The organism is Streptomyces sp. NPDC055815, assembly GCF_053616475.1.
In genome coordinates, this window is record NZ_JBSHDU010000025.1 from 33590 (window position 1) to 48002 (window position 14413).

Here is a 14413-nt window from a genome sequence, read left to right on the forward strand (position 1 = left end):
GGTGACGTTAGTCGCGCTTGGGCCAGATCGGGCCCTGGTCGGTCCAGATGACGCCCTTGTTGCGGCACAGGCAGAAGGGGTGGCCGATCGGGTCGGTGTAGACCTGCCAGCCGTAGCCGTTGGGGCCGATGAAGTCCTGCCTTAGCGTCGCGCCGAGGTCCAGGACGCGGCGCTGCTCGGACTTGATCTCGTCCACTTCGAAGTCGAGGTGGAACTGCTTGGGGTGCTCGCTGTCGGGCCACTGCGGAGCGCGATAGTCGTCCACCCGGATGAATGCCAGCTCGATCTCGCCGAACTGGATGCCAGCCCAGTCCTCGGAGCTGCCTTCCTTGATCGGACGGCCCGTCACCTCGGAGTAGAAGGCCGCCAGCTTCATCGTGTCCGGGCAGTCGATAATGAAATCGGTGAGTCGCAGCATCCCGCGATCTTGTCACAAGCTCACACCCGACTGTCCTGTCGAAGCGCATCTGTCAGCTGACCAGCCGTTGACCTGGCGGTATGCCAGGTGGTCTGAGAAGTCGGCGGCTCCGGATTCTCAGACCACCTGGCTTTCGAGGAAGTCGCGCTCTCGATGGAGGCAGAACCTCCGGTATGTGCCCTGGTGTCCCACCACGGTGCAAGGTGGCTAAGGCTGATCATGGTCCCGGGCTACCGAGGTTGAACTCGTGGTGTCGTAGGGGATGACCGACTCCCGTATGGTCAGGAGTACAGGATCCAACTCCGCGAGCCCCCGGTCGAGCACGTGTTCATGCCGACACGGTGATGGTCGTCGGATCCCGCGACCAGACACGTCTTCGTCGCCTTGTTCACCAGCTGCCACCCTGCCCCGCCGCCATCATGCAACGTCCACAGCGCCGCCTGGTCCCCGGCGATACAGTCCCGCATCACCGGCACCCCGTTGCGCGCCACCAGACACAGCCGCGCCCCGGCATTCTGCCGCAGCTCCGTCTCCGTCTCCGCGTACGGGGACATCAGCCACGTCTGGTACGCGCCCTCGTTGCACGTCGTCGTGTACGGCCCCCAGTCGGACCGGTAGTCCAGGCACTCACCCACGTCCGCGACGCTCTCGATGTGCACGTACTCCATCGACGTGGCCGCCGCGCTCGCCGGAGCCGTATTCAGCCCCCAGCACAGCACCCCAGCCGCCCCCATGGCGGCGATCTTCTTCAGCATGTGCCCTCCCCGGTGTCGATACACGGCAACCTACCCAGGAGAGGGGAAACGACTACACGGCACGACGGGGGCGTGCGTGCGTGCGACGGTCCCCGCACAACGAAGCCCCGCCCTCCAGGGCCAGGAGGACGGGGCTCAAACCCCACGTACGGGGCAACGTCACACGCCCCCTAGCGGCGGACGCGGGGCATGCCCAGGCCGATCCAGGAGATGATCTCGCGCTGGATCTCGTTGTTGCCGCCGCCGAAGGTGAAGATGACGGCCGAGCGGTAGCCGCGTTCCAGTTCGCCGTGGAGGACCGCACCCGCCGAGCCCTCCTTGAGGGCGCCCGCCGAGCCGACGACCTCCATGAGGGCGGCGTAGGCGTCGCGGCGGGCCTCGGAGCCGTACACCTTGACGGCGGAGGCGTCCTGCGGGGTGAGGGTGCCGTGCTGGACGGCGTTCACCATCTGCCAGTTGAGGAGCTTCATCGCGTCGAGGCGGGCGTGGGTGCGGGCCAGGGTGCGGCGGACCCACGGGAGGTCGATGACGCGGCGGCCGTCGGAGAGCCGCGTGCCGGCGGCCCAGCGCTGGACGTCGTGAAGCGCGCGGATCGCCATCGTGCCGTGGGCGGCGAGGGTCACGCGCTCGTGGTTGAGCTGGTTGGTGATGAGCCGCCAGCCCTTGTTCTCCTCGCCGACGCGGCGGGAGACGGGCACGCGGACGTCGTCGTAGTAGCTCGCGGTGGTGTCGTGCGAGGCGAGCGTGTTGATGATCGTGCAGGAGTAGCCGGGGTCGCTCGTCGGCACGAGGAGCATGGTGATGCCCTTGTGGGGCGGGGCGTCGGGGTCCGTGCGGACGGCGAGCCAGACCCAGTCGGCGGTGTCGCCGTTGGTCGTCCAGATCTTCTGCCCGTTGACGACGTACGTGTCCCCCTCCCGCACCGCGCGGGTCTTGAGGGCGGCCAGGTCGGTGCCCGCGTCGGGCTCGCTGTAGCCGATCGCGAAGTCGATCTCGCCGGAGAGGATCCGGGGCAGGAAGTACGTCTTCTGCTCGTCCGTGCCGTACTGCATGATCGTCGGGCCGACGGTGTTCAGCGCCATCAGGGGCAGCGGTACGCCGGCCTGCGCGGCCTCGTCGAAGAAGATGAACTGCTCCATCGGGCTCAGCCCGCGGCCGCCGTACTCGGTGGGCCAGCCCACCCCCAGCCAGCCGTCGGCGCCGAGGCGTCGCACGGTCTCGCGGTAGAAGCGCTTCTGGGCGGCCGGGTCCGCGTAGCGGGTGTGGACGTCGTCCGGGACCAGCTCGGCGAAGTACGCCCGCAGCTCGGCGCGCAGGCTGTTCTGTGCGGGCGTGTACTCGAGGTGCATGGCGTCCTCCCGTGGCGGCGTCCTGCGGCGGCGCCCGCGGCGTTCTCGTCCGCGGCACGCGACGGCGGACACGGTAGAACGTGTTCCATAAATGCGGAAGCCTCGGGACTCCGCCGGAACGCCGCGACCCCGGTTCGGTACGACCGATCCGGGGCCCACGAGAGGGTGGCGTGCGTCCTACGGCAGGAGCTCGTCCATGCAGGCACGGCCCTTCTCGGCCATGCGGCGTTCCGCCCAGGCGAGATTCTTCGGATTCAGGTCACGGCCGGAGGCCAGTACCACGTCCTCCGGACCGTATTCGCCCTCCGACCCGGTGTGCAGCAGCCGGTCGGGCGTCGGGATGTCCCCCGGGGACGTCTTGTCGGGCTCAGCGTTCATGCCGCCTCCTACGTGTTCGTCCGGCACTCGCCATTCTCGTGTCCGGTCCCCGTGAGCGCATCCGGGGGCCGCCGTCGTCCCACGTCGACGCGGTGTCGGTGGCCTGTCGACCGGGCCGGGGAGGGTGAGGACCCGGCCCCGCCGTCCCCGAGGAGTACTCGATGCCCCAGCCCCAGGCCCTGCCCCTGCACCGCCTCCACGTCACCGCCGTCCGCCCGGTGACCCCGCGCATGCGCCGGGTCACCCTCGGCGGCCCGAGCCTCGACGGCTTCGTCCTGGCGGGCCCCGACCAGCAGGTGAAGCTGTTCTTCCCCCGGCCGGGCCGGGCCGAGCCGGTCCTGCCGGTGCCCGAGCCCGACGGTGACGCGATGCGCTGGTACGGCGCCTACGCGGCGCTCCCCGAGGCGGCGGGCCCTGGCGTACGTCCAGCTGCCCGACGCGGCCGAGGAGCAGCCGTTGCCGACGGCCGGGGACCTGACCGTGCGCCGCCTCCGCGACGGCGACGCGCCGGCCGAGGCCGTACGGGCGGACGCCCTGCCCGCCGGCCGTCCGTACGTCTGGCTCGCGGGCGAGGCCTCGGCCGTGCGGGGGCTGCGGCGGCACCTCGTGGAGGAGCGGGGTGTCGACCGGCGCTCGGTGCACTTCACCGGGTACTGGCGCCGCCGCCTCACCCAGGACGACGCACCGACCCCGGAGGACCTGGCCGAGGCACGCGAGCGCCTGTCGCTCGGCTAGGGCCGGTCCGAGTCTGGTCCTCTGGACGGGGCCCGAGGGGTGTCCGGCCCTGATCCGGCCTGGCTCTGGACGAGGGTGGCGGCTTCCCTGAGGGAGAGCCCGGCGCCCTCCTCGTACCGGCGGGTGTACGTCTCCGCCGGCAGGGCCCCGCGGAGCACCTCCTCGGCGCGGGCCCGGATCGCGGCCTCGGTCTGCGGGGTGAAGGGACGGAAACCGCCGCCCGTGTCGGAGCCGGCGTGGGCGTCGTACGCGCCGAGGAGCCGCGCTCCCGTCTCGGCGCCGTCCGGTCCGCCGCGTCCGCCGCGTCCGCCACAAGCCCAGGCCGTGGTCGCGAACTGGGCGACGAGCAGGTGCGGGGCGACCAGGTGGGCGAGGGTCTGCACGTCCACGACGGCCCGTGCGAGGCGCTCAAGGGCCTGGTCGTAGGCGCCGTCGAGGCAGTCGAGCCACGCCCAGGTGCCGCCGACGAGGCCCCAGAAGAGCGCCGGGGTGACCTCCCCGAACTCCCCCTCCACGAGGGAGAGTTGCGCGCGGGCGAGGCCGGTGCGCCCGGTGTGGCCGTAGTGCTGGGCGAGCAGCAGCCGGCCGGCGCCGGCCGCCTCGGCGCCCCACTGCCCGGCCTAGTCGGCGGCCTCGGCCAGGAGCCGTTCGGCCTCCGCGTCGCCCGCGGGGCTGAGCCGGAGCCGTACGGCCGCGAGGCGGGCCGTGAAGACGGGCACCTGGGAGCGCGCGCCGACCCGGGCGGCCGCGTCGGTGGCCCGCTCGAAGTCCGCGGCGGCCTCGGCGAGCCGGCCCTCGCGCTCGTAGGCCTCGCCCCGGGCGGCGAGGGACTCCGCGATCCCCCAGGAGTCCCCGGCCGCCTCGAAGAGGGCGAGCGCCTCGGCGGCGTCGGTGTCGGAGCCGACGAGCTTGGCCCGCATGAGGAGCGCGAAGCCCAGGTCCCAGCCCGGGCCGTGGGCGCGGCAGGCGTCGACGATCAGGGTGAGGGTCTCGCCGAGACTCGTGAGCTCCCCGGTCATCAGCCGGGCGAAGTACCACATCGTGCCCGGCTGACGGCAGGTCTGCGGGAGGCCGGGGCGGTACGCGGCGACGAGGGCGGTGAGGCGGGTGCGGGTCTCGGGCCGTTCGAGGACGGTGGCGCCGTCGCCGCCCTCGGTCGCGAGCGCGTAGAGACGGCCGCCGCGCCGGGCCTCCCACAGCCGCTCGCCGGTCCACGGCGGCGGCACGTCCACGCACCGCCCGTCCAGCGGCTCGGCGGGGCGCACGGGCTCCTGGAACGGGTCGGGGCCGAGGCGGCCGGCCTCGGCGGCCCAGGTGCGGGCGTCGACCTGGTGGTTGCGGAGCTGCCAGAACCAGCTCAGCACGTGGACGAGGCAGAGCAGCTCCTGCTCGTCGCCGAGCGCCAGCGCGGTCCGGAGGGCGCCGCGCAGATTGCCGTGCTCCCGCTCGAAGCGGGCGATGGCGGCGATCTGACCGGGACCGCGCAGCTCCGGGTCGGTCCGGCGGGCGAACTCGCGGTAGTACGTGAGGTGCCGCCGCGCGACGGCCACCCGCTCCCCGGCCTCGTCGAGCCGCTCCCCCGCGTACTCGGCGACGGTCTCGAGCAGCCGGAACCGCATCCCGCCGCCGTCCGGGGCGGCCACCACGAGCGACTTGTCGACCAGGGCACCGAGGACGTCGAGGACGTCGGCGCCGTGCCCTCCCGGGGCGCGCGCCCCCGGCGGGGCCTGCACCGCGCTGCCGAGCCCGCCGGGCCGGTGGGCGCCCGGCACGTCCGGCGGGCGGGTGCCGGACACGTCGGCGCCCGGCGCTTCGGGACCGTGCGCACCCACGCCCGCCGCGCCCGCGTGGGACAGCCGGGGCTCGTCGGCGCCAGGCCCGTCCGGGGCGGCGGCATCCGGCGTCGGCCCGCCCCCGCACACCGTCTCCGCCGCCGTGAGGTCGCAGCCGCCCGTGAAGACCGCCAGGCGCCGCAGGACCGCCCGTTCGGGCTCGTCGAGGAGGTCCCAGGACCAGTCGACGACCGCGCGCAGGGTCTGCTGGCGCGGCAGTACCGTGCGGGCGCCCGAGGTCAGCAGGCGGAAGCGGTCGTCGAGGCGGTCCGCGATCTGGCGGGCCGACAGCAACCTCAGCCGCGCCGCGGCCAGTTCGATGGCCAGCGGCAGCCCGTCGAGACGGCGGCAGATCTCCTCCGCCGCCCCCGGGTCATCCGCCACGTCGAAACCGGGCCGCGCGGCCGCGCCCCGCTCGCCGAGGAGCCGGAGCGCCATGTCCACGGGCAGCGGGCCCAGGGGCCGGACCTCCTCCCCCGGCACCCCCAACGGCTCCCGGCTCGTGGCGAGGACGGTCACGCCCGGGCAGCGGGTGACGAGCGCCTGCGCGAGTTCCGCCGCCTCGGCGACGACGTGCTCGCAGTTGTCGAGGACGAGCAGCATCCGGCGCCCGGCGCAGTGCTCGACGAGGCCCGCGAACCGGTCCTTCGGTCCGGCCGCGGCGACGGCCGGGGTGGGCCAGAGCTGGGTCTCGCGCGCCCCGAGTGCGGTGAGGACGGCGGCGGCGACCGTGGACTCCTCGCGTACGGAGGCGAGTTCGGCGAGGTGGACGGGGCCGTCGTACGTCCCGGCCGCCTCCAGGGCGAGCCGCGTCTTGCCCACGCCGCCCGGCCCGGTGAGGGTGACGAGCCGGCGTCCTTCCCAGGCGGCGGCGAGCGCACCCAGTTCCTCGGCCCGGCCGATGAACGACGTCAGACGGGCGGGAAGGGTCCGCGGCGGGGAGGGTACGGGCCCCTCCTCCGCGAGGAGTTCGGCGTGCAGGGAGCGCAGTTCAGGGCCCGGGTCGGTGCCGAGCCGCTCGGCGAGGGCCCCGCGTACCTCCTCGTACGCCGCGAGGGCCTCGGCGGGCCGCCCCGCCGCGCGCAGGGCGCGGATGCGCAGGGCCTGGAGGGGTTCGTCGAGGGGCTGTCCCGCGGCGAGCGCGGCGAGCGGCGCGAGGACGTCGCCGGCCCGCCCGAGGGCCAGGTCGGCGGCGAGCCGGTCGCGCCGCGCCTGGGCGTGCCGCTGCTCGACCCGTACGACCAGGGGGTCGGTGTCCCGGCCGGGCAGGTCCGCGAGCGCGGGCCCGCGCCAGAGCCCGAGAGCCTCGTCGAGGAGCGCGGCCGCCCGCTCGGCCTGGCCGTCGGCGAGGGCGGCGGCGCCTTCGGCGGCGAGCCGTTCGAAGACGTGCAGGTCGACGGCGTCCGGCCCGGCGGCGAGCCGGTAGCCGCCGGCGGGCTCCGAGACGACGGCTTCGCGGCCGAGGGCGCGGCGCAGGCGGCCGACGAGGGCCTGGAGCGCCGCCGTACGGTCCTGGTCGTCGGCCGGGTCGCCGTCGGCCCAGACCTGGTCGATCAGCGCACCGGGTCCCACCGCGCGTCCACCGGCGGCGGCGAGCGCGGCGAGGAGGGCCCGGAGCCTGGCACCGCTCAGGGCGGCCTCCGTCCCGTCGTCGGTACGGAAGGCCTGACACGGACCGAGAACACGATAGGACGGCTGCACCGGCCCATTCTGCCCCCGCCGGGGTGCCGGTGGTGCCACAGGGCCGGACGCCCGGGGTAACGCACCCCGAGTCCCACGCCCGGAGTTTCACACCTGGGGTCCCACTCCCGGAGATCCGCGCCTGGAGTCCCACTCCCGGAGTTCCGCGCCTGGGGTCCCACATCCCCGACCCGGCGACCCACACCACCTCCCCCGCCCGGCGTCCGCGCCAGGCGTCCCGCATCCCCGGCGCGGCGACCCACGTCATGCGAGCCACGTCAGGCGTCCCCCATCCCCCGCCCGGGGTCCGCGCCCGGCATCCCACGTCAGGCGTCCCCCATCCCCGACCCGGCGACCCACGCCCGGCGTCCCACCTCCCCCGCCCGGGGTCCGCGCCCGGCATCCCACGCCAGGCGTCCCGCATCCGCGGCCCGGCGGTCCACGTCAGGCGTCCCCCATCCCCGACCCAGCGGCCCACGCCAGCTCCCCGGCCCGGGGTCCCACCGCCCGCACCCGGCGTACCGCACCCGCCATCCCGCACCAGGCGTCCCACCACCCCCCTCCCGGGCTCCGAGCCAGGCGTCCCACCGCCCGCACGCGCCATCCCGCACCAGGCGTCCCATCTCCCCCGCCCGGCGTCCCGCATCCGATGCCAGGAGCCCGGAGTCCGGCGCCCCCGTCCCGTGCCCCGCGCCCCGCCCGCCTCGGCAGGCACTCCCGTCCCCTCCGTCGCCGCAGCGCCGCGCAGCGGGCCCGCGGCGAACTCGCGCCACGCCGTGTCACCGCCATGGCGTCCGCGGGGTGCGGGTTCGACAATGGGGAGGATGACCGATGACGACCCGCGTACGCGCAGTGGCGAGATCGGGCCCGCCGAGTGGCTCGCCATGAACCGGACCGGCAGCTTCGACTGGGATCTCGACACGGGCACCATCGATGTCGACGAGTCCGGGCTGCTGATCTTCGGCGTGTCCCCGGACGCCTACGACGGGCGACCGGGGTCGATCGTCACGCGACTGGCTCCCGACGAGCGGGAGAAGCTCGACGGCGTCGTACGGCAGGCCGTGAAGGGTGGCGCGACCTCGTACACGGCCCACTTCCCCATCCCGCAGGCCGACGGCTCACCCCACTGGACGCATGTGCAGGCGCGGATCCTGCGCTCGCCGGACGGCCGGGCCCGGCGGATCGTCGGGGTCGTGCGGGACACGACGGCCGAGGTCGCCCACTTCGCCTTCGTGCAGGAGCTGGAGAAGCGGCGCGAGGTCCAGACGAGCATCGTCGAGCGGACGACGAACGCGCTGTCGCGCGCGGTGACCGTGGACGACGTGACGGCCGCCCTGACCGGGCCCGGCGGTCTCGCCCGGCTCGGCGCCGACGGTCTGGCGCTCGGTCTCGTCGAGAACGGCTCGCTCAACATCATCGCGCTGAGCGGTGAATCCCTCGACGTCCTCAACGACTTCCGCAGCCGCCGCCTCGACCGGAAGCTGCCGCTGGCCGAGACGGTGCTGAGCGGCCGGCCCCGCTTCGTGTCCTCGTTCCCGTCCCTGGGACGGGACTTCCCCGAACTCGCGCCCTATCTGTCGCGGCTGGAGTTCCGGGCGGCCTGCTACCTCCCGCTGGTCGCGCAGGCGCGTTCGCTCGGCGGGATGGCCCTCTTCTACCGGGGCCGCACCTCGTTCAACGCCGACGAGCGGAACCTCGCCCTCGGTCTCGCGGCGATCGTCGCCCAGTCGCTCCAGCGGGCGATCCTCTTCGACGAGGAGCGGGAGCTGGCGACCGGGCTCCAGGCGACGATGCTGCCGCGCAACATCCCGCAGTTCACCGGGGGTGAGATCGCCGTCCGCTACCACGCGGCGTGGAGCGGACGGCAGGTCGGCGGCGACTGGTACGACGTGATCCCGCTGCCCCGCGGCCGGGTCGGGATCGTCGTCGGCGACGTCCAGGGCCACGACACGCACGCCGCCGCCATCATGGGGCAGCTGCGGATCGCCCTGCGCGCGTACGCCGGAGAGGGCCACGCCCCGTCGACGGTCCTCGCCCGCGCCTCCCGGTTCCTCGCCGAACTGGACACCAACCGCTTCGCGACCTGCACGTACGCGCAGGTGGACCTGGCGAGCGGCACCCTGCGCGCCGTACGGGCCGGGCACCTCGGTCCGCTGATCCGGCACACCGACGGCCGGGTCGGGCAGCCCAAGCTGCGGGGCGGCCTCCCGCTGGGTCTGGCGACCGTGTTCGGGGACGAGGAGTTCCCGGAGACACGGCTCGACCTCGTGCCCGGCGAGACGCTGGTGCTCTGCACGGACGGGCTCGTCGAACAGCCCGGCTCGGACATCGAGTCCGGCCTCGCCGCGCTGTCGGGCGCCATCAGCAGCGGCCCGCCGCAGGCGGAGGCGCTCGCCGACCACCTTTCCGAGCGGCTCTGGGAGCGGTGGGGCTCGGGCGACGACGTGGCGCTCCTCGTACTGCGCCGCAGCCCTGACCCGGGCACGCCCCGGGCTCCGCGCATCCACCAGTACATCCACCAGGCCGACCCGCAGGGCCTTTCGGACGCGCGCGCGGCCGTCGGGCAGGCGCTCCGCGACTGGGGCATGCCGGAACTCGTCGACGACGCGGAGCTGTTGACGGGCGAGCTCCTCGTGAACGTCCTGCTGCACACCGAGGGCGGGGCGGTGCTCACCCTGGAGGTGCTGCCGGAGCCGGTGCGGCGGGTTCGGCTCTCGGTGCAGGACCGGTCGAGCGCCTGGCCCCGGCGGCGTACCCCCGGAGAGGCCGCCACCTCGGGCCGGGGGCTGCTCCTGATCGACGCGCTGGCGTCCCGGTGGGGCGTGGAACCGCGCGGCGAGGGCAAGGCGGTGTGGTGCGAGATCGGGCCGGCGCCGGTGGCGGCCGAAGCCGCCCCCGGCGGTGGGTGAGGAGGTCGCCGTGGACCCCGTGGCCGCCCTGAACCGCATCGCGTTCCTCCTTGAGCGCGGCCAGGCGCCCGGCTACCGGGCGCGCGCCTTCCGCACGGCCGCTTCAGCCGTCGCGGCCCTGCCGGAGGGCGAGGCGGCCCGCCGCGCGGCGGCGGGCACCCTGGAGTCCCTGAAGGGCGTCGGACCGAAGACGGCGGCGGCGGTGCGCGAGGCCCTGGAGGGGCGGGTGCCGGAGTATCTGGCGCACCTGGAGGAGGAGTTGGAGGCCTCGCTGGGCCCGGGCGAGACGGACGGCCACCTCGGCGAGGAGCTGCGGGCGGCGCTGCGCGGCGACTGCCACCTGCACTCGGACTGGTCGGACGGCGGCGCCACGATCGAGGCCATGGGGCGTACGGCTGCGGCGCTCGGGCACGAGTGGGCGGTGCTCACCGACCACTCGCCGCGGCTCACGGTGGCGCGGGGCCTGTCCCCCGAGCGGCTGCGGGAGCAACTGGACGTGGTGGCACGGCTGAACGAGGAGTGGGCGCCCTTCCGGCTGCTCACCGGGATCGAGTGCGACATCCTGGAGGACGGCTCGCTCGACCAGGAGCCGGAGCTGCTCGACCGGCTCGACCTGGTGGTCGGTTCGGTCCACTCGAAGCTGCGGATGGACGCCCGGTCGATGACCCGCCGGCTCGAACGGGCCGTGCGCGATCCGCTGATGGACGTGCTCGGGCACTGCACGGGGCGGCTGGTGGCGGGCGGGCGGCTGCGGCCGGAGTCCGAGTTCGACGCGGAGCGCGTCTTCGCCGCCTGCGCCGAGTCGGGTACGGCGCTGGAGATCAACAGCCGCCCGGAGCGCCTCGATCCGCCGCGCCGGCTGCTGCGGCAGGCCGTCGCCGCGGGCACGTACTTCGCCGTCGACACGGACGCCCACGCGCCCGGCCAGCTGGAGTGGCAGATCCTGGGGTGCGCGCGGGCCGAGGAGTGCGGGGTCCCGCCGGACCGGGTGATCAACACCTGGCCGGCGGAACGGTTGTTGGAGTGGACGGCGGGCTGAGCCCCCGACGGGTCAGGCCCGCTGCCAGACCGTCGTCGCGTTGCAGAACTCGCGGATGCCGTGGCCGGAGAGCTCGCGCCCGTACCCCGAGCGCTTGACCCCGCCGAAGGGGAGCGCCGGGTGCGAGGCCGTCATGCCGTTGACGAAGACGCCACCGGCCTCCAGGTCGCGGACGAAGAACGCGACGTCCTCCTGGGACCGCGTCCAGACGTTGGAACTGAGGCCGAACGGCGAGTCGTTGGCGACCGCCACGGCCTCCTCGATGTCGCTGACCGGGTAGACCGTGGCGACCGGGCCGAAGGCCTCCTCCTGGTGGATCCGCATCTCCGGGGTGATGCCGGTGAGGACCGTGGGCCGGTAGTACCAGCCGTTCCGGAGCGCCGGGTCCTCGGGACGGTGTCCGCCGCACAGGACGGTGGCGCCCCGCCCCACGGCGTCGTCGACGAGCACCTCCAGGTCGGCCCGGCCCTGCTCGGTGGCGAGGGGGCCGACGTCGGTGGACTCGTCGAGGGGGTCGCCGACGGTGAGGGCGTTCATGGCGGCGGTGAAACGCTCCGAGAAGTCGTCGTACACGTCCTGGTGGACGATGAACCGCTTGGCGGCGATGCAGGACTGCCCGTTGTTCTGCACGCGCGCGGTGACGGCGGTCTTCACGGCTCCGACGATGTCGGCGGAGGGCATGACGATGTACGGGTCGCTGCCGCCGAGCTCCAGGACGGTCTTCTTCACCTCGTCGCCCGCGACGGCGGCGACGGACCGGCCGGCCGGCTCGCTGCCGGTGAGGGTGGCGGCCACCACGCGCGGGTCGCGGAGCACGCCCTCGACCTCGCGGGAGCCGATGAGGAGGGTCTGGAAGCAGCCGTCGGGATATCCGGCGCGGCGGAAGAGGTCGCCCAGGTAGAGCGCGGTCCTCGGCACGTTGGAGGCGTGTTTGAGGAGGCCGGTGTTGCCCGCCATGAGCGCGGGCGCGGCGAAGCGGATCACCTGCCAGAGCGGGAAGTTCCACGGCATGACGGCGAGGATCGGACCGAGGGGCCGGTAGTGGACCCGGGCCACGTCGGCCCCGGAGTCCTGGACGTCGCTCTCTGCCGGGTGCTCGTCGGCGAGCAGCTCCTCGGCGTGCTTGGCGTACCAGCGCATGGCCTTGGCGCACTTGCCGGCCTCCGCGCGGGAGGCGGCGATCGGCTTGCCCATCTCGGTGGTCATGGTCCGGGCGATGTCCTCGGTGTCCTCGTCGAGGAGGGTCGCGGCGGCGCGCAGGAGCCGGGAGCGTTCGGCGAAGGAGGTCGTGCGGTACTGGCGGTACGCCTCGTGGGCGGCGGCGATGCGCCGCTCGACCTCCTCGGGCCCGTGGGCCTCGTACGTACGCAGCGTCTCGCCGGTCGCGGGGTTCACGGTGGCGATGCCCATGACGTGCCTCCTCCTGCCATCGGCCCCCGTCTGCAACCTCCCGCTCCCTGGGCGTCGGCGCAACAGGGGCGGGGCGGTGGGGTGACCGCCGCGCCCCCGGCTCAGGCGGTGAGCCAGGCCAGGGCGCCGGAGAGGTGGGCGCGGAACGCCGGGTCGCGGTACGTCTCCGAGGCGTGCCCGAGCGCGGTGAAGAAGAAGCGCCCCCGGTCGACCTCCCGGCACCAGACGAGCGGATGGTCGTCGCCGTGGGTGCCGCCCCGGTAGGTGGACTCGTCGGCGCGGGCCAGGACCCGGACACCGGAGGTCCGCGGGTCGGAGGTGAAGTTGTACCACTCGTCGGTGCGGGCCCAGCGGTCCGGGAGCGGGGCGGTCGCCGGGTGGTCGTGGGAGTCGACGAGGACGAGGCCCGGCTGGACCTCGGGGTGGCCGTCGAAGCGGGTGCCGAGCAGTTCGCCGTAGAAGGGCCAGTCGGGTTCGGCGTTGGCGGCGGCGTGCACGGCGAGGAGCGAGCCGCCGCCCCGGAGGTACGCCTCGAAGGCGGTGCGCCCCTCGGGCGTCAGGACGTTCCCGGTGGTGGACAGCAGGACGACGGCGGCGCACCGGCCGAGCCGCTCGGGGGTGAAGACGGCCGGATCCTCGGTGAACTCGGCCGCCCTGCCGAGCTCTTGGGCCAGCTCGGCGAGGGCGGTCGCGCCGGCGGGGATGGAGTCGTGGCGGTATCCCGCCGTGCGGGTGTAGATCAGGACGTCGGAGGTGGGCACGCGGTGAACTCCAGGGCGGTACGGGACGGGGACGGGCGGGGCGGACGGGGACGGGGACGGGCGGGGCGGACGGGGACGGGCGGGGCGGACAGCTCCGGGCGGGGCGGAGCGGACCGGGCCGGGCGGCGGAGAAAGCGGGGAAGAGCGGGGGAAGAGCGGGCGGGGGAAAGCGGGGGAAGAACAGGAGAGAAAGCGCTTTCCCTCCGCCCTCGACCGTAGCCACCGAAAACCCCGGGCCGCAACCCCCGCCGCTCCGGCACACTGCCCCGATGACGCCCCTTCATGAGCACGCCCGGCGGGCCCTCGCCCATGTGACCGACCGCTCCACCGGGGAGGCCCTCGACCCGGCCCTGCGGGTCACCCTCAACTTCCACCCGCACTTCCTGCACCGGCTCGCGGACGAGGGGGTCTACCGCTCCCAGTTCGTCACCGGCACCGGCAACGGCGGTCTGACCGCCCACCCCGACGGGGACCGCTGGCGCTGGGAGAGCCGCATCTTCGGCGGGGCGTACGACGCGGCCCCGGCGGAGACCCGCCCGGTCTACGGCGCCCTCGACTTCCGCCGCCGCCCCTTCGGGGCCGCCCCTCGCTTCGGCTCCGCCCATCTGCGGCTCACGGCGGCCGCCCTGCACCGGGCGACCTTCTGCTACCCGGACAGCTTCCTGGAGCCGGAGGACTTCGGCGTCGCGTCCCGGATGCGGCTGATCGCGCTCGCCGAGGCCGACGAGCGGGATCCGCTCGACGACTACATCGAGGCGCAGGTCCACGGCCCGGTCGTGATCGGACGGGACGTGGAGGCGCTGGTCCTCGACCCGAGCCACCGGGGCACGGAGGTGGAGGAGGCGGCGCGCCGGCTGCCGTGTCCGGTGGAGTGGCACGGGGGCTTCCGGGTCTCCGTCGACGAACTGCGGCGGTATCCCGCGTTCCGGGGGCCGGAGTACGTGGAACTCGCGGCCCGGATCGCGGTCGACGGCCGGCTGGACGCCCGGATCGTGCAGGAGGCGGCCGGATCGGGGCGCTACGACCAGCAGGACGTGAAGAAGGTCTGGCACTACCTGGCCCGCTTCGGAGCCCCCACCGTCTGATCCGTTGTCGTATCGGATACATCTCTGTATCTTTTGGCGCGCCGTACGCGCCCGCCGGTACG

The 14413-nt window shown here is 74.4% G+C and carries 12 protein-coding genes and 1 pseudogene; 5 read left to right on the forward strand and 8 right to left on the reverse strand.

Annotation, left to right across the window (positions count from 1 at the left end):
• Positions 1 to 7: 7 nt before the first annotated feature.
• The 4 genes from ACWGN5_RS17890 to ACWGN5_RS17905 form a co-directional block, all read right to left on the reverse strand.
• Positions 8 to 418: a VOC family protein gene (locus ACWGN5_RS17890; RefSeq protein ID WP_359990997.1), complete on the reverse strand. Its 411-nt coding sequence runs from the start codon at positions 416 to 418 to the stop codon at positions 8 to 10.
• 281 nt (positions 419 to 699) lie between these two features.
• Positions 700 to 1173, reverse strand: a complete 474-nt coding sequence (locus tag ACWGN5_RS17895; protein WP_450929255.1) for an RICIN domain-containing protein — start codon at positions 1171 to 1173, stop codon at positions 700 to 702.
• Positions 1174 to 1343: 170 nt separating this feature from the next.
• Positions 1344 to 2522, reverse strand: coding sequence for an acyl-CoA dehydrogenase family protein (locus ACWGN5_RS17900; protein WP_453516053.1), 1179 nt, complete (start codon positions 2520 to 2522; stop codon positions 1344 to 1346).
• Positions 2523 to 2699: 177 nt separating this feature from the next.
• Positions 2700 to 2900, reverse strand: a complete 201-nt coding sequence (locus ACWGN5_RS17905; RefSeq protein ID WP_369142495.1) for a hypothetical protein — start codon at positions 2898 to 2900, stop codon at positions 2700 to 2702.
• Positions 2901 to 3130: 230 nt separating this feature from the next.
• Here ACWGN5_RS17905 and ACWGN5_RS17910 point away from each other — a divergent pair.
• Positions 3131 to 3208 (forward strand): annotated as a pseudogene (locus tag ACWGN5_RS17910) (hypothetical protein); the annotation flags it as partial.
• Positions 3209 to 3356: 148 nt separating this feature from the next.
• Positions 3357 to 3635 carry a siderophore-interacting protein gene (locus tag ACWGN5_RS17915; RefSeq protein WP_453516056.1) on the forward strand — a complete coding sequence of 93 codons (279 nt, stop codon included), beginning with the start codon at positions 3357 to 3359 and terminating at the stop codon, positions 3633 to 3635.
• Here the strand turns inward: ACWGN5_RS17915 and ACWGN5_RS17920 are convergent.
• Together ACWGN5_RS17920 and ACWGN5_RS17925 are read right to left on the reverse strand one after the other, a co-directional pair.
• Entirely contained in the window at positions 3632 to 4150 is a 519-nt protein-coding gene (locus ACWGN5_RS17920; protein ID WP_453516059.1) for a hypothetical protein, read from the reverse strand. The two genes, ACWGN5_RS17915 and ACWGN5_RS17920, sit on opposite strands and share 4 nt — an antisense overlap.
• A 105-nt stretch (positions 4151 to 4255) precedes the next feature.
• Positions 4256 to 7168, reverse strand: a complete 2913-nt coding sequence (locus ACWGN5_RS17925) for an ATP-binding protein (RefSeq protein WP_453516062.1) — start codon at positions 7166 to 7168, stop codon at positions 4256 to 4258.
• A gap of 803 nt (positions 7169 to 7971) precedes the next feature.
• On the opposite strand from ACWGN5_RS17925, the gene ACWGN5_RS17930 reads away from it, so the two are divergent.
• The gene (locus ACWGN5_RS17930) at positions 7972 to 10056 is read left to right on the forward strand and encodes a SpoIIE family protein phosphatase (protein WP_453516064.1); all 2085 of its coding nucleotides are present in this window, start codon (positions 7972 to 7974) and stop codon (positions 10054 to 10056) included.
• A gap of 10 nt (positions 10057 to 10066) precedes the next feature.
• Positions 10067 to 11095, forward strand: coding sequence for a PHP domain-containing protein (locus ACWGN5_RS17935; protein WP_453516067.1), 1029 nt, complete (start codon positions 10067 to 10069; stop codon positions 11093 to 11095).
• Between the two features lie 12 nt (positions 11096 to 11107).
• On the opposite strand, the gene ACWGN5_RS17940 is transcribed toward ACWGN5_RS17935, so the two are convergent.
• Positions 11108 to 12505: an NADP-dependent succinic semialdehyde dehydrogenase gene (locus tag ACWGN5_RS17940; RefSeq protein WP_453516068.1), complete on the reverse strand. Its 1398-nt coding sequence runs from the start codon at positions 12503 to 12505 to the stop codon at positions 11108 to 11110.
• A gap of 101 nt (positions 12506 to 12606) precedes the next feature.
• Positions 12607 to 13266: a ThuA domain-containing protein gene (locus ACWGN5_RS17945; protein WP_453516071.1), complete on the reverse strand. Its 660-nt coding sequence runs from the start codon at positions 13264 to 13266 to the stop codon at positions 12607 to 12609.
• 269 nt (positions 13267 to 13535) lie between these two features.
• Here ACWGN5_RS17945 and ACWGN5_RS17950 point away from each other — a divergent pair, with 269 nt between their 5' ends.
• Positions 13536 to 14351, forward strand: a complete 816-nt coding sequence (locus ACWGN5_RS17950; protein WP_453516073.1) for a DUF3626 domain-containing protein — start codon at positions 13536 to 13538, stop codon at positions 14349 to 14351.
• Positions 14352 to 14413 lie beyond the last annotated feature (62 nt).